This is a genomic window from Citrobacter sp. Cc139 (genome assembly GCF_030334645.1).
GTDB classification, from domain to species: Bacteria; Pseudomonadota; Gammaproteobacteria; order Enterobacterales; family Enterobacteriaceae; genus Citrobacter; species Citrobacter werkmanii.
Map to the genome: position 1 here is coordinate 233961 of NZ_JAOWDM010000082.1, position 20677 is coordinate 254637.

A 20677-nucleotide genomic window follows, 5' to 3' on the forward strand; every position below is an offset into this window, starting at 1 on the left:
GCTTAGTGCTGTGAGTTCAATGGGTCGATGCAACGCTATCCTTAATCAAGGGGGACGTTGTCATGAAACGAAGAACTCGGATCAACTACACGCCAGAGCAGAAGGCAATTATCTGGGACAGATATAAGCAAGGTGATTCTCTACATGATATCGCCAGAATGTTCGATAGATATCATTCTTCCATTATGCCCACTATCCACCAGACAGGCGGCTACCGTCCTCCCGTGCGAAAACGGCACCGATTAGCGCTTTCGCTTGATGAAAGAGAGGAGATATCCAGAGGGCTGGTAGCAAAACTCAGCATCAGGGACATCGCCGCCAAATTATCAAGAGCGCCCTCAACGATTAGCCGCGAGGTCAGGAGGCACGGTGGTGCAAAACAATACCGAGCAGCAAAAGCCGATGCTACTGCGTGGGAAAATGCGCTGAGACCAAAACCTTGCAAGCTAATTGGAAGCCCCGCATTGTGTAAAATCATTGCAGAGAAGATGCATCAGGACTGGTCGCCGGAACAGATCGCCGGTTGGCTGAAACGCTGTTATCCGGATAATCAGGAAATGCATGTGTCACACGAAACGATTTATAAAACGCTTTTTATACAAACCCGGGGAGCATTAAAAAAAGAGCTGCAGCAATGCCTCAGAAGCGGAAGAGCAGTGCGTAGATCCAGAACGTCATCGCTTAAAGGGAAAGGATTAGGGTCAATCCCGAACACGATACCTATCAGCGAAAGGCCACCAGAGGCGGCTGACAGAGCCATTCCAGGTCACTGGGAAGGTGACTTGATTCAGGGCTCGAAAAACTCCTATATCATCACCCTCGTAGAACGTCATTCCCGTTTTGTTATGCTGGCGAAGATCAGAGATAACAAGACAATAACGGTTATATCTGCACTCATCAGACAAGCCCGGGAATTACCTGCTGAGCTTTATAAAACATTAACTTGGGATCGTGGCGCTGAAATGACCAGCCACACACGATTTACTATAGCGACAGACATTCAGATTTATTTTTGTGATCCTCAATCTCCCTGGCAACGTGGCTCAAATGAAAATACGAACAGATTGCTCAGACAATATCTTCCAAAAGGAACTGACTTATCGGTTCACAGCCAGCAAAGACTTAACAGTGTTGCCAGACAGCTCAACGAAAGGCCGAGAAAAACGCTAGACTATGAATCACCCGCAGAACGGTTCAATAAGTGTGTTGCGTCCATCAGTTGAACTCACAGCCAGAAGTGGACGTTGCTACTTCGTAAATGTCTTGAACCATATGGCTTTATTGGTAAACACAAATAGGGATTGTCATAGCTGCCCTTGAATGGCTCAGGCGACTGAACGCGTGACGACTGCATATGCAGGTAGGATACCGCAGCAGTTAATTAGTATCATTCGTTCTTTTGATTCTTTATGGGGTAAATATACCCGTGAAAAGCAGGACATAAAAATGCTTAACGAGATGAATGATACCCCCTGGGACTGGCCGGAAGATATCAACTGGTGAGACGGACGTTCTCCAGCCCGAGAGTAATGCTTTCAGTTAGCTCTTTTATCAACATTTCTGGTGGCCACCGCCAGCGGGAACGGATGTTAACCTGGTTGCTTTGCATCAGGTGATTGCAGTAATAAAATTTGCATAAATTTTACTCCCCTTCGTCTTAACTCCCTGCGATGATTATGGTTTTGGAGATTTAACTTAAGGAATGAGGATGAACATACGTTATCCGGTACGGAAAGCCGACGGACGGGACTATAAGAACTATGACGAGCTGCTGACCGACATCCGCAAAAACGCCCACGGTTGGTGGTTACTTGGCGTAAATCGTTACTGGCACGGGGGGATCCATGTCGGGATGTCATCATCTCCGGCCTCGGTGCTGGATCAGGAAACGCCGGAAAAATCGGTGCCGCTCCAGTTCATGATGGACGGCGAGGTGGTGGCATGGCGGGTTAACCGGGATTACGCGGCTATCGAGTGTTGCCAGGAACGCCCCCTGCGCCAGTCCGGCACCTTTGTGCTGGTCAAATCAGTGTATAAGTCCGACGAACAGGATGAATCGTCCTGGCTGACGCTGTACCAGCTTTACATGCACATCGCGCCATTGTCAGAATTTCCGAAACGCCCGCTTTATCGGGTCACGCAGAAAGGCCACGGAGTGCGAATGCGTAAGCACTCCCGCCACGATGACAGCCGCGAAATCGCGCCGGACGTGCTTGTAAACAAACACGGCCACGCCAGAACGCTCGTTCAGGGCGACACGCTTGCCTTACTACAACAGAAATCGTTTCTGCTGGAGCAACGACCGGAGCCGTTTGCTCTGGTGCAGCGTCTTCAGGACGGTAAGCCCGCAGGCAATCTGTTCTGGGTCTCGATGCGCCCAGAATATCTGCAGTCTGATGGCGAATGTTACGTGTGTCTGCCTGACTGGATGCACAGCGCACTGAATCACGGCGTGTTTGATGATGTTGTGGTGCCATCTGTGCCGCTGAAAGTGACGGTGAAAGCAGGGGATGCAGTCGGGTTCCTTGGCGCTCAGGATCTGGCCGACGAAGATAACTATCCGCAGATTATCACCACGGATTATAAAGCCCATATCGAGCTGATGAGCCTCGATGAGCATGTGCCGGATGTGGTGGCAAACGTGAAGGGCATCAAAACGGGCAAACAGTTTATTAAGCTGAAGCTGAAACGCCCGATGTACCTGCGAAACGGGGAGGGCGAGGAAAGTAGCTTTGAGCAGATGAGCGCCATTACCCGTGCTGATGCCGGAAAAATTATTCCGCGTGATGCCACGTACCCGTTTACGGATAAAACCGGGGTCACCTGGTTTCAGAGCCGTCCGCATACGTGGATGCACCAGGACGATGTGGAGCAACTCTGCCAGCACGATTTAGCAGAGCTAAACTTCCACTGTATTGAGGCTGAACACACAACCGATTTTACCCGCACGCTGGATGAACGCTGGCTGATTGACGCCCTGAAAAGCATCCGTTCACACTTTGACGGAGAAAAGGGACCGGACAGCTCACAGGCCGGAATGTTATATGACAGTGTGATCCGTAATGCTGAAAACAGAAGACCGCCCAGCCCATATCCCGATAAATCTCAGGATGCGCAGCTGTTTGGCGCACTGCATACCAACCAGATGAACATCCCGGAATATGCGCGGCGGCTGATAGTGAAACACGACAGCGACTGGCACAGTACCCAGGATGATACACGCTGGTCGTCGGTATTTAAGGTCAGAGATGAAAGTCCTGTTGTGAAGAGGGCCAACGGGGGATTTCTGGATGCGACGCGCTGGATGGATAAGGTGCCGCCGTTCGCCAGTCAGCGGTCTGTATGGCATTTTCATCCGCTTGAGTTTATGGAAATATTACGGAGTACAGAGTTTCCCAAGACTCCTGTTAATGGGGAATTAACTCCTATAGAATTTATTAATTTCTATAATGGAGACAAAATTGATGATACTGATTATGAAGAGGTTGCAAAAGAATTGGGATGCGAAATTGCAGCAATTAAGGCTGTAGCAAAAACAGAAACTGGTTCTTATGGTTCCTATTTTAAATTTGAAGATAACGATGATTATGTTCCTGCGATATTATTTGAAAGGCATCACTTTCATAAATATACAAATGGAAAATATGATCAGTTCGAAGATATATCAAACTCTGTTGCGGGTGGATATGATGCAACATCAGTACAGTATACAAAACTAGTCAAAGCGTATGCCTTAGACAAGAAAGCTGCTTTGAAATCGGCATCTTGGGGTAAGTTTCAGATTTTGGCATCGAACTTCGCCACAGCAGGCTACGCCAGCCCTGAGGATTTCGTTTTTGCATTAAGCAAGTCTGAAAAAAATCAGTTAAAAGCATTCGTTAGCTTCATTAAGGCTGATAGGGTTTTATTGCATTCCATTCGGACTAAAGATTGGCTTTCATTTGCAAAAAGATATAACGGACCAAGACAGAATGGATATGATTTGAAAATGGAGAGGAATTACAATGCGTCATTATAAATTACTTGCGTTAGCGGCAATGTTTCTGTGTGGTTCATCGTTTGCGAGTGATGTATATTTTGTGTGCGACACTGCAAAAGGAATAATCAAACTAGATGAAAACAACGGTGTAATTCGGTACACCTTATCGAAAGACCGCAAAACTGAATTTAACTATGAGTCGAAAGGTAATGATTATTCAGGATTTAAATACAATCATTACTCACGATTTCAAACTGATTACTTCAACGTGTCGTTTGTAAATACAGGGTATAAATACACAATATTTAGTAATTATGAGGATGAGAGTGAAAGCCGTGGGGTTAGTGTTACGAACCTAAATAGCAAGAAGGAATCTGTTTACGATTGTAAGTCCGTTGGCATTGATCGCCTTAGTGATTTGTCGGCAAAACTGGCCTGTGATAAGGACAATGCTCTTGGTTGTGAGTAGCATCAGGTAAAATTCAGATAATGGTTTGCCATGTTGTTCAAGATACTCGCGGGTAGCCATCATGTAATCAAAGGCTGATTCAGTCTCGCCGAAGCGGAGGTGCATCAGGCGGCCAGTCGCATCATCAATGAAGACGAGCAGGCAGCATTTGGGTGCGCGACCTTCAAACCAGTCATGCGGAGAACCATCAATTTGAACAAGTTCTCCGAGGCAGTCACGCCGGTATCTGGGTTGATGAACACGGGGCCTGCGACGTGAGTATGGAACCCAGAGTCCATCTGCCGTCATCCATTTTCTGAGCGTTTCAACAGACACCGTGATGTTATGGCGTTCGCGCAGTTTTTCTGCGGCAAGCGTTGGTCCAAAGTCGCTGTAGTGATCGTGAAGTAAAAAAAGTACACGCAGCTTCAGTGACTCAGGGAGTCTGTGATTACCAGGGCGTCCACGTCGAAGGTTTGAAAGGCCAGCGGCACCTGATTCACGAAAGCGGTAAATCAGACGCTGCGTCTGACGTTCGGTCAGAGCAAGTTGGTGCGCAGCATCACGACGGTGCATACGCTTTTCGACAACTGACTGAATGACGTTGATCCGTCTGAGTTCTTTATCTGACATGGTCACAAGCATCCTGATGTCTCCATGGCCTGAGGATTGGATCCTTTATGCCAGAAAAAGTGACATCACTAAATGGGTTAAAAGTGACATCAGAATATTGCAGTTACATCACTGGTGCGCATAATGTATATTATGTTAAATTTAGTCCGCTGTTCATTTAGTTCATAACCGCCTACAGAATACGATTAAGCATACACTTACCTACCCCTCAATCATTACCTTGAAACTCAGGAAATTGATCCTCGATATTTCTACTACATCATTTTCGGCATAAAAATCCTCTGTGCCGAAGCATTCCCCGGTTTCACTGTCTCACAGTACCGCCATTCTGACACCGGCCACAGCCACCCCTGACCATGCGTGAATCCGGCAAGCGCTGCCAGTAAACACTGCTCTTTCGTTTCAATTCCCTCTGCAACCATATTCATCCCGTCTTTTTCTTTCCACTCCGTCAGGTTGTCAGGTATGCCGTGATGCAGACAACCATTCTGAAACAACTGTCGCGACACTTTTATCCCGGAAAGCGGAAGTAACATGCCAGGTAGTGCCCGCATCAGCTCAGGAGTAACGTCGTCAGCATAAATACCCGCGCCAGCCTGACGGAATCCATAAAGGTTATGCCGTAGAGTAAATAATTTTTGCCTGTCGAGAGTCATCAACTGTTCCGGGTCCTGAATTTCCACCACCACATTCTGCAGGCAACGGGCAACCAGGACCTTACATAACGAAGTATTGGTCAGCACTCTGATGGGCAGGTTTAAAAACCGAACACCTGTTTTCAGGCCATTGCTCAATATCAGCTGCAGGAGGAATAACTCGGTGATAGCTGTGGCCGACAGATGCCGGAAAAAAGTCTCGTTATCCATGCCGGCAGGCAGAACACTCAGAAATTCATATCCAGTGATTCTGCCGGAGTGCAAATTCATAAGAGGTTCAGCCTTCATGCCAGTCGGAAAACTGGCTGCCAGGTGGTATTCCCCTGGTTGTACCAGACTGTCCGGCAGGTATGCTGCATTAAGAATATCGTCGCTCAGATAAAGGTAATGACTCATTTTACTCCCCAGTGAAGGTCGAAAAAGAAGTTAAGCTGTCGTACGGAGAAAGGTGATATTCCTGTTACGTATTTTCACTGCCCGGGTAAAGCAGCCCTACCCGTTCATCCAGACAATCCAGTGCCGCCAGAAGTTGCTGACTGGCCTCTTCTGTTTTCAGTAAAGTTTTTCTAAGATCATTAGCACGGAAACGGTTCAATTCCCGGTCAAAGAGCGTCATGCTCACTTCGTGCATATAACGGTGCCTGGCATCAAGTTCCCGGAAACCAGGCAATGCCCGAAATCGTCGCATCCCTTCACCGTGGATCCACCTTCCCAGCAGGCAGGATTTTTCATCTTCAATAAGTTCATTCATCTGTTCTGTGAGCACGGCAATATACAAACGGTCACGCCATTGATAGTGCTGTGCTTTAAGCAGGGTGAACAGGAGTTTATCGGCTGACAGAGCCATTTCTGACGCCACGCTGGTCAGCTGAAGCTGGATATATCCGGTTTGTTCATATTGCTCCCTGGTCAATGCCAGCAATTGTTTCTGATCCTTACCTGTATCCTCTTCCCTTCCGTTGCCTGATAAGGATTTTATCATCCGGTACTGGCGGTTCAGAGTGAAAGACATTGCCTGAACCTCCTCCCGGCATCCAGAGGCAGATATCAGCATCCGCTCGCGCAGGCGAAAACATTTTTGAGCTGTGTATTGAACATGGAAAGCCTTACTGAGTGCACTGACACGAATGTGTGCCAGTACAACAGCATAAAGCTCAGGTGATAGCATAATAATTCCTTGCAATTGAAAAATTGGAGATGTAAATATTTAAATTACTTTCATCATCAGTTAAATTATCCATGTGCCGTGAATTCATACCATCAATTCTTTAATAAGTTTCAATATTGTAAAGTGACTCCGTAATTAATTTACGGATTTATCAATAGTTAAAAAAGTCTCAGAATACCCCAGCGTGGCCTCTGTTGGGTCAAGTGTAAAGATAAAATCACTTTTGTAATCATTTACATTGACATATACATTGGAACGAATATTGGTTTCATCAGTCTTCCTGATCGAAATTTTAGCAGAATTAAGTAAGAAATATTCACTGGCCTGCCTAATTGTAATCTGCATATATCAGATACAGCGGAATACCAGACGAGCAACGCCATTAATTAGCAAATGTGAACCAGTCACTTTTTCTCTTCCAGCATTGTTTTATTTTGCACATTGCAATAGTCTACTGCAATTTTTGTTACCCTAGCGATAGCTGTAGAGGTTCTTCCCGCTGTCGACGCCGCTTCAACCTCAGTAATTAGTTACCATTCTCAAGTTTTCGAACAGACAAGTTTTGTCTGTGACCTTATGTGATTAATTCTTTCAGGGACCGTCATCGCTTGCATAAAAATATATAAAATCATTATTAAAATCATGGTTTATCTTTATGCACATAAAGATGCCAAGCACAAGAGAGACGATCAGAACCCCAGTAACATACCCCCTCCTCATAGTACACCCTCTTAATATAAATTTTATGGTATCTGAGCCTGTATATTCAAATTCCAGTTATAATCGCCAGTAAGACTATCCGTTCTGACAGATACCATGCGAGTAATTGTTTGTGAGGAATCCGCTACAGAATTGATATATTCCTTTATTACTTCAGCATTTAGAGTGTTGAGCACTTTTGCCTGCACCCCCACAGGTGTATTTTGAAACGTATAAGTCAACTCTATCTGAGATGGAATGTTACTTAATACAGTAAACTCCAGTGGTTTAATACCTTCCTTACCCGTCATTACATCCTGAAAATCAATCTGATTTTGCAAAGATGTAAGGGTTAATTCTACCGGTCGTGTGTAAGAAAACGACCGATTAGCATTATAGCTAAGTTGTGCCTGCCCCACTCTGACTGAAGGATTTGCATCATCAGCAATATAGCTGTTCCCTGATAAAGCAAGTGTATAAGAAATTTTTGTACTATCCCCAATACTCAAACCATCACAAAAAACAGGGGGGACATTTTTATACTTCCCGACGGGAGGAGTTGGTGATAGCAATCCATATCTCACCACAATGCTCTGTTGGGGACCGCCAGCAAATTTAACAACGTTGTTGGCTCTCCTCCCTGCAAAAAGTAGATCACCACCACTGTTCGTTGCATTAGTAGGAGTAACAAGCCCAATATCCAATGCATAATCCCCCATGCTTGCATTCACTTTATTTAGTAAGCTTGCACCGGAGAAAATACTATTATTACCAGTCATCATTTGTTGCAAGGTATCTTTTAATCCGGAAATGTTTGCTAGTGATGATGTTACACTTAAGCTCCCGGAAACTTGCTCCCAGTATAAACGCATATCTCCCGCAGCAGAGAAGTAGATATTACTAGTGGGTCCAAAAGTTGTCGCGGATGCTGCTACAGCCGGGTTAGATGATGCAGTTACTGTAATATTGCAATCCCCCGCATGTGCACCCCGTATTAAAGTCAGAAAAGCTATGGATACAAAAAAAATGTTCTTCTTCATATATCGTCCTTATAAGTTTAATTATTAACGCGCATAATAAAAATCACAAAATTATTCATTATACAAATAATAATTATATTTCTGTTTTATCTCCTGAATGATTATAAAATAAGTATTGCATTTAATGGTTTCCATTCCAGAGGGGATATATCCGGGAGAATCAGACGTTATTATAGTTTTCATACCAAACTGCATAGCATCCTTTGTTCTCCCGATGTTATCAGGGATAAGCGATACTAAAGCGCAGTGTGGCCCGGGTCTCGCCCCGGGGGGTGTCAACACTCACAAATGTGGACGGCGTCAGCACACACTGCCGGTCCGTGTTTCCGGCGCAGAACTGCTTTGTTGTATCCGTGCTTCCTGCCCCGTCCAAGGCCACCGCACTCCCCGCCTCCGCCAGCCACAGTTGTGCCGGGGTGCCGCTGCTGCCCGCCGGGCCACTCATATCCACCCGGTCTGTTCTGCCTGCTGTCAGGCTATTCCCCACCGGCTCTGCGTACAGCGCGGTGTTCACTGGCGTGCCAGGCGGGCAGGAAATGTCAATATTAAACGCCGGGTAACTGTGTTCGCCGGGCAGCATCGCCCCCAGAAACACCTCCGGGGGGGGGATGATACTACATGGCGGGGCCGTAAATTTGACATGCAAGGCTACAGTCGTAGTTGAAGTCGTCGGCGCCGCACGGACCCCATGGGTTCCCGCCAGCAACAACACGAGAGAGGCTCCCAGCGTCAGCAGTACCTGGTTATTTAACGTCATAGTCCTGCACCCCGCCCCAGTCATTAATCGCCCCGGCTGTCAGCCTGCCTGTGCTGCTGAGCCCCGTATCCACCTCGCTGAACGGCGCCAGCGTCGCCAGCCCCGCCTGTTTCGCCTGCGGGATGGTCACCGTTTTCCCGTTCACCTTCAGCGCCGTCACCGCAAAGTAATACGGCGTCGGGTTCTTCAGCCACACCCGTCCCGCTTTTTGTACCGCCGTCAGCTGTTTCTCTGCATCCTTTCGTCCGTCAGCCAGCGCTTTCGGCCGGTAAATCAGTTTCACCTGGGTGTTCATCGCAATCGCTATCACACTGCCCTCCGTGTTTTTCGGCTTTGGCGGGATTTCCTGGACGTTGATGCGGAACAGCGATTCCCGGTCTGCCGGCAGGTCCGGGTTGACGTTCATCAGGCGCAGAACCTGTTTTTTCCCCGCATCCACTTTAAAAAACGGCGGTGAAGGCACCATAAACACATCCGCTTTGTTTTGTGAGACGTTGTCTGTCCACACCTGCCCCCCGTAAGTGTCCTTCGCGTTATTGGTCACTTCGAGGGAAATATTTTTCTTCCCCTCCTCATAAATAAACCGGGTCCCGTTCAGGGTGAAGGCTGCCATCGCCGGGGTCACCACGGCCCCCGCCAGCAATAAGGCCAGAGTGGTTTTCACGACAGTTTTGTACTGATTCACTTTACTCACAACGTATCTCCTGAACTGAATGTTCGCCGGCCTTCAGGCCTGACGCGTTGAAACTGCACTCTGTGCCGTTACTCCGTCTGACGGTAATTTTCTCTGGTGCGGCCAGCAGGTTCATTAACAGCACCCCGTTACGGGTGATAAAGCCCGCGTCCAGCCCCTGCTCTGTGGCGGCACTGCCACCGGTCAGCACATTGCCCTGCCCGTCCCGAACCCGCAGGATATAACGCAGGACATTCTGGTAACCAAATTCGCGGTAGATAATGGCCTTCTCTGTCGGTACCACCTCGTAAGAGGTGTTCAGCAGTTCCGCCCCGTCCGGCACGTTCTCCGGATTAATGCTGATGGTGGTCGCGTTGTACCCGGTCAGGTACATCACCGTACTGCCGCCGCTGTTGGTCGGCAGGGAGCCGTTAAAGGTCACCCCCGGTGTGTCCTTAATCTTCAGCACCGCCACCGTGTCAGAGGACTCCTTCGTCAGCAGCAGCCCGGTTTCTGCTGTGGCAATCGCCGAGCCGGACAGGCTACCGGACAGCGTGGTGGCATACCGGCTCTGCGAGACCGCCATGTTGCTCTGCACCCGGTCAAAGGCATAGCTGACAGACGCCCCGGCAGTGTGGTTGCTTTTCTCATCTGTCCCGGCATTGACGCTGTAGTTCAGGCGGTCATTCACCGTGGCAGAGGTGCTGTTGTTAAATGAGGTGCCGTTGTAGCGGCTGTACCCCACCGTGTTGCTGCTGTAATGGCGGATGCCCCCCAGCGTGAACGGAATGCTCACCCCCAGAGACGCGGAGTAATCATCCTGTGTGGACCAGGCGTTACGTGACCAGTTACCGCTGAGGTAAAGGGACACCCCGTCCAGAACGGACGTACTGACTGACAGGCTGCTGCCAAAGGCATCCCTGTCGCGGTTCCAGTAGCTCTGCTGCCAGAATGAGGCACCCAGGTAGGCATTATCCAGTCGATGGGACAGGCGGGCCTCATAACGGGCCTTCTCCCGGCCGTCAAACCAGATGTACTGGTTCGGGTCTCCCGTACCGTCTGCGTCGTGGATTTTTCGCCGGTACTGCTGTTTCGGGTCCCAGTTTGCAAACTCGGTATAACCCGGACTCTGGTAGCGGTACGTCAGGAGCTGGATATCGGTGTTGCTGGTGAAACTCTTGGCATATTTCACCGTGGCACTCAGGCCCTGGCGCTGTGAGCCGTCATCATATTCTGCGCGGGAGCCATTGACGCTGAGCGCCAGGGCACCCCATTCGCCCAGTGGCTGGGTGACTCCCAGACCTGCGGCCTGGTAACGCTCATGCAGGATGGTCGCCATGTTAAGCGTGGTGGTCGGCAGGCCCCAGTCAAAGCTTGCCAGGGCAAAGGCACCGTTGCCGGAAGAAAACGCATCACCCAGTTTGTTGGTGTCGTTTCTCTCACCGACCGCAAAGTTATAGTTGTAGTCTCCCGGTCGTAGCAGGGACGGCAGGGTGGCCACCGGATATTCCGTGACGGTTTTACGCCCGTTTTCATCCTCCACCGTCACCACCAGGGTCCCGTTACTGGTGGAAGAGATATCGTCAAGCTTCCACGGCCCGGGCGGAACCACACGGGAATAGATGGTGTAACCGCCCTGGGATACCGTAATACGGGAGGTCCCGGATGCCACCCCGGTTATCACCGGGGCATAGTTACGGGTACGCCAGGCGCGCATGTTGTTGTTTGAACGCAGGGCTGCGCCGTAAAACCCGAAGTCGGTGAACAGTTCAGTCCGGGTCTGGGAACGTCCGAGCAACAGGTCCCCCTTCACCTGGCTGATGGCTGTGGAGAGCGTCAGGTTATTGGTGTTAAATTCACTGCCCCAGGCACTGCGGGTGGCGTTCATGTCACTGGATAAAATCCAGCGGCCGACGTTCAGGCTGGCATTAAAACTGCCATAGGCGTTCAGGGAGTCATCATTGTAGCCCCGGGAGCCGTGTGTCTGAATATTCTGGTTGAAGTTACCGTTGTAGCGCAGGCGCAGACCGTTGATGCCATAATCCCAGCGGGAGGCATCGCTCTTCTCCGGCAGCCAGGCCTGGGGAATGACAAAATCCAGGGTCTGGGCTCCCATATCCAGATTCAGGTGCGTACTCTCTTTGCGGCCGGGGGCATAACATCCCCGGACGTGGTCCAAAGTCCCGGCATAAGCGTCTTCCTGAAAATATATTCCGGCATTGTGCAGCCACTCAGGACTCAGACAAAGCTGGCCGGCTTTCTCGTCTTCCGGGGTGATGGTCAGGGACATGCGCCCGGTCCGGACACCGTTGAGCATCACATCCACATAATACTGACCGGCCGGGTACTTAACGCCGTCTTTCAGCACAGAGGGAACATCCGTGGTGCCCTGCAGAAACGCCGTATTCAGCTCCGTGGCATTTGCAAGGGACGAACAGATGCTCAGCGCCAGAAATGACAGCGCAGGTCGCCTGATATTGTTACATATAGTTGTGTTCACACAGACCTGCCTTCTGAATCTGTAATCCAGGGGTATCAAAAAACGACACTCGCGGACACGGGAGGGTAAAAGGAAAACCATTCCCGGTGCCGGAGAAAGACCCCGCCGGATGGCGGGGTCCGGGGTCGTTGTTAACGACGGGGATTAGTTGTAGGCCACCGCGAAAGAAACCTGAGAAGCATAGGTACCCGGAACAGCGCCGCCCTGCAGTTTGGCGTTGAACTTGGCACCATTAGTTGTCATTTCAGTAGCTGGTACGCTGACCGTCTGGTGGCCGGATGCCACAGGAGTGGTGTTGGTCGCATTGACAGGTGTCACAGTGGCATAAGTGCCGGTCGCTGTGCCGGTACCATTAACGATACCGGTGGCTCCCATATTCTGGCTGGCGAAAGTAAAGTCAGCGTTGGTCAGGCCAGTTAAATCACATCCGGTCGGATCCTGCAGTTTGAGGGCGAAAGGCACATCGGTCCCGGCGGTGTTGATGGTAACAGTTCCCAGCTGAATCACATCTTTGGTGGCGCCATTGACATCTGTCACGATGTCACAGGTTTTGCTGGTAACTGCACCGATAAACTGAATATCACCGCTGTTTACGCCTGCAATTGCAGAGCCGGAGACAACAGCCAGAGCCAGAGCAGAAACAGCCAGTAAATTCTTTTTCATACATTCATTCCTTATTTGTCCCTTCGGTACTGAAACCGCACAGGGCAACAGTTATTGATATTCACTTTTGATATTCCGATGATGGTATTACCGCCAGACCACTATCATCATCCTGATGTTCGGCACCCAATTCCTGTGGCGATAAAAGACCATCTGCCGGGCATTTCCCTGAGATCCGGCAATGTCCGCAGATGTGCTCTTCTGTATAAGGAAGGATAATTCTGGATTTATATCCCTCCCTGCTCTCCTGTACTGAACAATAATTAAGTCAGGTAAATAAACGTACGCTACACATTACTGCACAAAATAAAATATTGAGATAAATATAATTTCAGTTAAACAGCCCCATAGCTACCGCACTTATCGGAATGCGAGGTTTTAAAATCCTAAGTAACAGACGTGATTCGTCCGGGAAAATGCCTTATTTAAAACTGGCAATAAATAACAAAATGTAATCACCTAAAAAACAGCAAACAAAAAATGATATCTGTATCCGGGGTGAATATAACATCATGGTTATAGGCGCTCCGCCAGCATATATATCGATATATTAAATATCGTGTTCTATTTCTTCCCGGATAAAGGGGTAAATTCTCACCACCATCTGGTTAAAATCCTGCAGGCGACGTAACTTGACCGACAAATGACTCTGGGAAACCGCATTGCGCTCACAGGCTTCCCGGCGGGACATCCCCCTGACAAGCACATCCTCTGCTGCCATTATCATCCCTGGATTACTGATATTACACAGGGTTATCAGTAATCTCAGGTGACGTATATCCACCATCCCAGGGACCAGTGTGCCAGGAATAGTATGCTTTTTTCGACACCATTCATTCTGTATCGCCATCCGAATTAATTACCCTTCCTGTAACTACTACATGTTATTTCAGCTGATATTCCGGCAGGCAATGCGCATCCGACACTCCCCTTCTCGCCGGCCAGATATTGGCCCGTTTTTTAGCTTTAACGAAGGAATAAATATTCCCGGATGTCCCGAAATTTTTAGTGAATGTATGACGAGCGACCGGTAATAATACATCAGCTTACTGCTTCGGTTTATCCTGTCACCCGCTTCCCGCGGCGTAATGCCATGCGCTAACCACTCGGTAACCACGCGGGCGCAGCGCTCAGACCCCAGACTGTCAGCCAGCCGTTCACACAACCACTGACGGGCTAAGTCAATGACCTGAGTGTCGCTGACCTGACCTTTACATGCCCCTGCACAGATTGCTGAAGTGTTGGCTCCGGAAAAACGCGGGTCTGTTACACAGGCACTCAACGGTACATCCGGATAGCCTGCGATCAGGCTGTCATACTCCCGCAACCAGATATTCCCGAACCAGCCGGCAACCACCTGGTCAGAAAATAAAATCCGTGACTGCGCAATAACAACCGGCAGTGTTGGATATTTTCTTCTGACAGAGCATAACAGTGCGACATAATCCCGGGCGTTAATATCCAGCACCATCATATCAGGTACATTTTTTTCTGACCTATTAAGCCATTCATTCATTGAATGAAGATTATCAATAAGCTGAACATTAATAACATCACCTTCATCGGAACTATTACACATCGACTGTAATGCCGCAGCTTTAGCCCATTCAAGGGAAAAAACAACGATATGACGCGGAATTATTTTTACTGTCTCTGAGTTCATTTCCGGAATCCTCCCGTTGTTACCTGTCAAACATAAATCCTGTCATGTCTGTGCTTGCGATTAATCTTAATCAAACGGGAAGGATGGTTAAATCAATAAAATCGATCGATAAGATCTTGAAAACTAATCGATAAATAAAACCATAAGAAAAATATGTCTTTTGTGAGAAATAGTTACGCAGGGAACTTCTTTTCAGGTGTATAAAATAAAACTCATTATATTCACTATGTTATAAAAAAACATTACTTATTATAAGGAATTTACGTAAAACATGTAAACACACTAAAGAACAGTACGTTACAGAATTATGCTGAAGTTATTAAAAAATAAAAAAATCAAAAAAAAGTAAAAAAATATTCATTTTAATCAATGTGTAATGATTCTCATTGTTTATACCGTTTATGAATTTATCGTGTTTTCAGATATTGTCTAACCGTAAATACGATTAGAAAACTTAAGAAAAATACCAGGTTTCCGGATAAACAGGACAAATTGCGGGTGCAGGCATTATGAAATGAATCCCCGGCTGTTACGTTGGTAGCAACAAAGACATCGTTTGTTGGCGTACAGCGAGAACCGTATTGACTGGGATGTGTTATTCATTTGGCAGAGTTACTTGCCAGGGTGACAGTTCGCTGACCTGATTGTCAGGCCAGTCAGCTATGATGTTGAGTACGTAACGGAGGTATCTCCCTGAATTCACACCGTTTAGTTTACATATATCTTTCAGGCTGTACAGCAACGCTCCGCGCTCACCACCGTGGTCAGAGCCAAAGAACAGGAAGTTGGTATGACCTTTATATAATCACTTGAGCATCGGTGCATTATTGAAGGTCATCATGTTACAAAATTTCTCTCGATTTTTGTTGGTCTGGACGTGCATAAAGAATCGCTGTTAGTAGCGATTGCCAGCTATGAACGCGGTGGAGAAGTCCGTTTTTATGGTAACAATCCAAATCAACTGCAAAGTATAACTCACTTATTTTTAGAGATAAAAAAGCAATACTCATCTGTTATAGCTTGCTATGAAACGGGTCCCTGCGGATACAACATTTATCACCAGCTAACAGCTATGAACATTGAATGTATCGCTGTAGCACTATCACGGATCCAAAAATCCCCCACAGACCGCATAAAGAACGATCACCGTGATACCGTTGGTCTGGCAAGATTATTCCGCGCTGGTGAATTAACTCCGGTCTGGATCCCTGATCTGACACACTAATCCATGCGAGATCTGGTTAGGGCCAGAGCAACTTCAAAGCAAGATAGTCGAATCGCCCGACAACGAATCCAGAGCATATTACTGCGCAATGACCGACGATATAACACAAACCGTGGAGCTACAAACACCGGATATGGTTAGCCAATACGACTTTACCTCTGCCATCTCAGCAGATTGCATTTCAGCACTAGGGCCAGAGTCTCGTATAGATAGAAACTGAATAACACAGCTGGCTCAGGAAATAGACCGGCTGTTACCTGAATGGTAATTACACAATCTGGTCTGCCAGTTACAGGCTCTGAAGGTATGGGCAAAATGATTGCTATCTCATTGGTGTCAGAGCTGAGTGATTTCTCTCACGTCCCGAATCCGAGACAAATCATGGCCTATATCGGATTAATATCTGGGAAACATTCCAGCGGTAAAAAGATCCGCTCTCTCCGGATAACGAAAACAGGCAATAGCGAAGAAGGTTACTATACAAAGCTGCGTGGGCGTATCGTTCATCGCCAATAGCCGGAAGTTGGCTCATTACCAACCGACCAGCGGTCCCACTCAGAAATCAAAAGACTTAGTCTGGAAAGCTCAACAGAACAAAACGCTTATACAAAAAAGTAAACGGTCACCCACGCACTGGCGTTATCGCCACTACTGAACTGTATGTTATGTTTATGCTCTTCTTTTTGTTTTGTCTGAGATAGCCAGAGATGAGGCGATGCTAATACCCAGTTCAGGATCATAGAGAGAATCTCCATAACCTTTACCATTTTGTCTGGCCAGCGTCTGCAATAGCAGCTCCCACAGTCAGATGAATTATTATTTTATCCTTGATATTACAGGCCGCTGTTCAGGCCTTCAACTAAACCGAATAAATTTTTATTACGATAAGTCAATAACCCATGGGTAAGTCCTGTTATAAAAATATCTGATTGAGTGTAATAATTACAACAAAATTCAGGTAGCCTATCTGTATATTGCTCAACACCATATATAAATCCATAATTTCTGCCGTAATCAACAGATCCCTAGTAGCGGTGTGTTAGCCCGGCATAAGCCAGGCGTGTCCACGCATCATCACCTATGCCTGCTGTCTGATTTGCCAGAATTTTATATCCCACTGCCCATAACCTGTTACCTCATCAATTATTGGAGTTTTACCACTGAGCCCAAAATATAAATAACTCATATTACTACTTTCTGATTTACTATCAGAAAATACCGAAGATCATCTATTTTTTCGTAATGATTAATTGCATTATTATTTCTATTGATAATTTTCTCTGTATTTACATTAAAAGCGAACGATAAAAAATGTCTATATAAATAGTCCCCTCATAAACCCTCACTATTTGTTGATGCTACCTATTAATTTGTATATTCAAATATTAAACACGCTTTTGGTATTTGTGCAAGGACAAGAAATAGACTGGCCCTTAAGTATTTAGGTCCCAATCGTCAGTTCTGAGTTGTCTACCCAAAGATCGTAATCGTATTTTTAACCCCAACTGCTAAAAAGTACCAGATCACACTCTTAGGCTATATCTTATCGTAATTGAGACCAGTCTGATACTGAAACAGCGCTTCAGTATCATCAGGTTAGAACATCTAAGATATTAGGTGTAAATAACACCTTTAAACAACTTAAAATCATAATTAACCATTCTTAATCAAATATGGATGTTTTGCCTGTATCATGACGACACTGATTTTATCAATTGATTGATATGATAAATTCATTCAACCAAGATATATAGGCTACAAGATATATGTTTTTTTTCTATATTTAATGAATGGATTTTAATAAAACAAGGAACTTCAAAGCAACGAAAGTTTTCTCCAATAAAGTTGCGACTGTAAATTAATCGTGAAAATACAACATACTCTTCCCACAGTCCCGAAAAATAAAATTTTTCATATATTGCCGCTGGCATAATAATTGTTGCATTCGTATCACTACAGTCCCTCACTCCGACAACTGCATCAACATTCACTAGTCCTTTGCGGCAAATTGAAATATTATTAGGAATTTGTATGTGAGTTGCAACCCACACTTCTCCAGCGAGTTCATTTAACAGAGAGTTAGCGCGTTTTTTTATATTCTCAGCAAAACTACAATCATTTATATCCGTATAAATTGCCTGATACATAAAACGTTCTCCTGAAATAAATACTGCAGCAGGAAATTCTGTTTTTTCACCAATAAAGTCAGCAGATTGATAGAGTATAGGTAATTGTAGTTTACTCTTGTTCCACATACTGTCACGGCGAAAAAAATCTGGAGTACAACCAAAATATCTTCGGAATGCTCTTGTAAAATTAGCCGCACCACTGTAATGAAACAGCATGGCAATCTCAGTTATGGTTAATCGGGTTAATTTTAATGTTGCTGCCGCACGAGATATTCTCCTCCTAAACAAATAATCTCCCGGTGATTCACCATAGTCTCTGCGAAATACATTTTCAAGTGTTCTGCGACTGTAACCAGAGTTCTTCACTAAATCTGTCACAGTTGCTCCACTATACAAATTATCTTCAATCCAATATAAAATATACCTGCTAATAGCATTAGACATAACATGGAACCTTGTTTGATAATTAAATGTTGGTAAGTCTTACGACATATGTTCATTATAGCACGTCGGATGATATTTTTATATCATGTTTTTTATGATAAACATTGAATAAAGCATTTATCTTTCCATTTAATATTGCGCACTCTTTAATTTTCAAAGACAAATACCCCTGGGAAACATTATTATTGATGCATACTGTATTTCGACTGTGACCATTTACATAATAATCCTTTAAAGCACAGATAGCATTTTTACTTCGGATTGAAGAAAGTGCTATAAACAATTCAAATTCTCTTGGTGTTAATGAGCCTGGAAGTAACTGCAATTTAGTAATTCCTTAACAAATTGAAGTGTGTCATAAAAATAATAATTATGATGATATAATGTAATCAAAATAAAAAAACTATGAGTATTCTACAAGTTGCATAGCAATTGATGATACTCATTTTGCGCAAAACTTATAACTATATGATTAGTCTGAAGTTGCTTTTCCCGCTGTTATTCTTTATGCATGACAGAAATAGACCCTTCATCCATTAACTTATTAAAATTAATGAAGAATTTAACAATGTCATTATATACAGCAAGGTTAAGTTAATGATGTCATTTTGTTAAATCAAATACCTGCCGGAGAGTAACGGCATACAACGAAATGTGTATATCCGGTCATCGTAGAACAAGCACCACGACAGACCACTCTGTATCTGCAGGCGCTGATCGACAGCGCTGAAAACCGACAGGCCATCAGGATGGCTGTGAATCAGGCGACCATAGGCAATGAATCCGGCTATTAATGCCCCCAGAATCTGGGGCCACGCATTTTTGAGCCCGGTTAAAACCACAGCCCAGAATTCAGGTTTTTTGTCATTCATTTTCATAGCCTCACCTCGCATAGCTAGCGGGTGCTGTATGTAATGACAGGGGCAGGCTTCACGGGCTGGATTTATAAACAAATCATGTAGCAGGCGATGCCCGTGAACCTGAAATGGAAAAAGCCGCCATGCGGCACCCACGAATAAATACAATGAATTGTGCTCACCAGCTTTAATTCCATGTTCAATATAAAAAGCCCGTCATTCTGGACAGGTTAACAGGGTGGTCAAATTTGGTCGGTCTTATCCAGATAGCCCATTGCGCGGGCAAAATCTCGCGCCTGTCGAGGATTGATAACAACCACATTAAAACCTTCAGACTGAAGATAGCCAGCTACACCAGACTCAAGTCCCCCGGAGGCTTCCATTAGGATCAGTTGAGTTTCATTTCGCTTTAACTCTTTGAGTATCTGAATAAAACCGCCATCTTCATTTGGCACAGTGAATGACTGGGCAATATTGCTGATTGCAATATCCAGAGTGCTTTTCGAAACATCAATGCCTGCACAACGTTGATTTGACACGCTCATCTATACCCCTCCTTGCAAATACGATTTGAAGTTCAGACAACTGTTCGGGCTTCAGATGAACGACTCAGCCTGTGCGTCAGTCGCTATGCTGCGGGCTTGAACAACCCCAGGAAGAATCGGACTACACGGGCTTTGCAAATCTAAGCCAGAGCATAGTAATCCACTTTCAAGATACAAGGAGGAGCGTATGGGCACACCATGTTTTACCCCTGAATTTAAGGAAGAGCCTGTCCGCCAGATCACCGAGCGGGGCTATTCTATTGCTGAAGTATCTGAATGGCTCGGCGTGTCGGCGCACAGCCTATATAAATGGCTCCGTGCTGTTAAGCCTGACAACTGTGGACAGCAGGCACAGGATTTACTGTATGCCAGATCAGAAATTCTCAGGTTGAAAGCACAGCTTAAACGCACTGAGGAAGAGCGGGATATTCTGAAAAAGGCAGCGCGGTACTTTGCAAGGGAGCCCGACTGAAGTATCGCTTTATCAACGATCACCGTGAAATCTTGTCGATCGTTACAATGTGTTGGGTCCTTAAGGTTGCCCGTGCCGGGTTTTATGTCTGGCTCCATAACCCAGTATCCGCCGGAGAACGCATTT

At 46.2% G+C, this 20677-nt stretch carries 12 protein-coding genes and 9 pseudogenes; 5 read left to right on the plus strand and 16 right to left on the minus strand.

Annotated features, from left to right (window positions below; translation table 11 throughout):
• Positions 1-62: 62 nt before the first annotated feature.
• From OGV69_RS13345 to OGV69_RS13355, 3 genes are all read left to right on the plus strand, one after another.
• Positions 63-1223: an IS30-like element ISCfr4 family transposase gene (locus OGV69_RS13345; RefSeq protein ID WP_069325040.1), complete on the plus strand. Its 1161-nt coding sequence runs from the start codon at positions 63-65 to the stop codon at positions 1221-1223.
• Between the two features lie 118 nt (positions 1224-1341).
• Positions 1342-1503: a hypothetical protein gene (locus OGV69_RS13350; protein WP_176722624.1), complete on the plus strand. Its 162-nt coding sequence runs from the start codon at positions 1342-1344 to the stop codon at positions 1501-1503.
• Positions 1504-1708: 205 nt separating this feature from the next.
• Positions 1709-4018 (plus strand): N-acetylmuramidase family protein, encoded by a 2310-nt coding sequence (locus tag OGV69_RS13355; RefSeq protein ID WP_069325041.1) that lies wholly within the window; start codon positions 1709-1711, stop codon positions 4016-4018.
• Positions 4019-4463: 445 nt separating this feature from the next.
• Here OGV69_RS13355 and OGV69_RS13360 read toward each other — a convergent pair.
• The 10 genes and pseudogenes from OGV69_RS13360 to OGV69_RS13405 form a co-directional block, all read right to left on the minus strand.
• Positions 4464-5060 (minus strand): annotated as a pseudogene (locus OGV69_RS13360) (ISNCY family transposase); the annotation flags it as partial.
• A 398-nt stretch (positions 5061-5458) separates the two neighbouring features.
• Positions 5459-6112, minus strand: a pseudogene (locus OGV69_RS13365) (EAL domain-containing protein); the annotation flags it as partial.
• 64 nt (positions 6113-6176) lie between these two features.
• The gene (locus tag OGV69_RS13370) at positions 6177-6884 is read right to left on the minus strand and encodes a CZB domain-containing protein (protein WP_077223951.1); all 708 of its coding nucleotides are present in this window, start codon (positions 6882-6884) and stop codon (positions 6177-6179) included.
• A gap of 743 nt (positions 6885-7627) precedes the next feature.
• Complete coding sequence (locus OGV69_RS13375; protein WP_069325044.1) at positions 7628-8623, minus strand: hypothetical protein; 996 nt, start codon at positions 8621-8623, stop codon at positions 7628-7630.
• Positions 8624-9366: 743 nt separating this feature from the next.
• The gene (locus tag OGV69_RS13380) at positions 9367-9993 is read right to left on the minus strand and encodes a fimbrial chaperone (protein ID WP_239177509.1); all 627 of its coding nucleotides are present in this window, start codon (positions 9991-9993) and stop codon (positions 9367-9369) included.
• Positions 9994-10066: 73 nt separating this feature from the next.
• Positions 10067-12553: a PefC/AfrB family outer membrane usher protein gene (gene pefC / locus OGV69_RS13385; RefSeq protein ID WP_069325046.1), complete on the minus strand. Its 2487-nt coding sequence runs from the start codon at positions 12551-12553 to the stop codon at positions 10067-10069.
• A 144-nt stretch (positions 12554-12697) separates the two neighbouring features.
• Positions 12698-13216 (minus strand): fimbrial protein, encoded by a 519-nt coding sequence (locus OGV69_RS13390; protein ID WP_069325047.1) that lies wholly within the window; start codon positions 13214-13216, stop codon positions 12698-12700.
• A gap of 550 nt (positions 13217-13766) precedes the next feature.
• On the minus strand, positions 13767-14066 hold the full coding sequence (locus OGV69_RS13395; protein WP_069325048.1) for a PapB/FocB family fimbrial expression transcriptional regulator: 300 nt from the start codon (positions 14064-14066) through the stop codon (positions 13767-13769).
• Positions 14067-14105: 39 nt separating this feature from the next.
• Complete coding sequence (locus tag OGV69_RS13400; RefSeq protein WP_141700249.1) at positions 14106-14909, minus strand: hypothetical protein; 804 nt, start codon at positions 14907-14909, stop codon at positions 14106-14108.
• A gap of 565 nt (positions 14910-15474) precedes the next feature.
• Positions 15475-15675: pseudogene (locus tag OGV69_RS13405) on the minus strand (transposase domain-containing protein); the annotation flags it as partial.
• 30 nt (positions 15676-15705) lie between these two features.
• Between OGV69_RS13405 and OGV69_RS13410 the strand changes: the two are divergent.
• A pseudogene (locus tag OGV69_RS13410) lies at positions 15706-16729 on the plus strand (IS110 family RNA-guided transposase); the annotation flags it as partial.
• A gap of 208 nt (positions 16730-16937) precedes the next feature.
• On the opposite strand, the pseudogene OGV69_RS25210 reads toward OGV69_RS13410, so the two are convergent.
• The 6 genes and pseudogenes from OGV69_RS25210 to OGV69_RS13430 form a co-directional block, all read right to left on the minus strand.
• Positions 16938-17117 (minus strand): annotated as a pseudogene (locus tag OGV69_RS25210) (porin); the annotation flags it as partial.
• A 65-nt stretch (positions 17118-17182) separates the two neighbouring features.
• Positions 17183-17311, minus strand: a pseudogene (locus OGV69_RS25215) (hypothetical protein); the annotation flags it as partial.
• 526 nt (positions 17312-17837) lie between these two features.
• Positions 17838-18677: a helix-turn-helix transcriptional regulator gene (locus tag OGV69_RS13415; protein WP_286469286.1), complete on the minus strand. Its 840-nt coding sequence runs from the start codon at positions 18675-18677 to the stop codon at positions 17838-17840.
• A 55-nt stretch (positions 18678-18732) separates the two neighbouring features.
• Complete coding sequence (locus OGV69_RS13420; RefSeq protein ID WP_239253391.1) at positions 18733-19002, minus strand: PapB/FocB family fimbrial expression transcriptional regulator; 270 nt, start codon at positions 19000-19002, stop codon at positions 18733-18735.
• 430 nt (positions 19003-19432) lie between these two features.
• A pseudogene (locus OGV69_RS13425) lies at positions 19433-19549 on the minus strand (phage holin family protein); the annotation flags it as partial.
• A 230-nt stretch (positions 19550-19779) separates the two neighbouring features.
• Positions 19780-20079: pseudogene (locus OGV69_RS13430) on the minus strand (IS110 family transposase); the annotation flags it as partial.
• A gap of 187 nt (positions 20080-20266) precedes the next feature.
• Here OGV69_RS13430 and OGV69_RS13435 point away from each other — a divergent pair.
• Positions 20267-20673: pseudogene (locus OGV69_RS13435) on the plus strand (transposase); the annotation flags it as partial.
• Positions 20674-20677: the final 4 nt, after the last annotated feature.

Excerpts from the sequence above, each read along its gene's own strand:
- OGV69_RS13345 (WP_069325040.1), top strand. The coding sequence starts at position 63 with ATGAAACGAAGAACTCGGATCAACTACACGCCAGAGCAGAAGGCAATT.
- OGV69_RS13355 (WP_069325041.1), top strand. The coding sequence starts at position 1,709 with ATGAACATACGTTATCCGGTACGGAAAGCCGACGGACGGGACTATAAG.
- OGV69_RS13370 (WP_077223951.1), bottom strand. The coding sequence starts at position 6,884 with ATGCTATCACCTGAGCTTTATGCTGTTGTACTGGCACACATTCGTGTC.
- OGV69_RS13375 (WP_069325044.1), bottom strand. The coding sequence starts at position 8,623 with ATGAAGAAGAACATTTTTTTTGTATCCATAGCTTTTCTGACTTTAATA.
- OGV69_RS13380 (WP_239177509.1), bottom strand. The coding sequence starts at position 9,993 with ATGGCAGCCTTCACCCTGAACGGGACCCGGTTTATTTATGAGGAGGGG.
- OGV69_RS13390 (WP_069325047.1), bottom strand. The coding sequence starts at position 13,216 with ATGAAAAAGAATTTACTGGCTGTTTCTGCTCTGGCTCTGGCTGTTGTC.
- OGV69_RS13395 (WP_069325048.1), bottom strand. The coding sequence starts at position 14,066 with ATGGCGATACAGAATGAATGGTGTCGAAAAAAGCATACTATTCCTGGC.
- OGV69_RS13415 (WP_286469286.1), bottom strand. The coding sequence starts at position 18,677 with ATGTCTAATGCTATTAGCAGGTATATTTTATATTGGATTGAAGATAAT.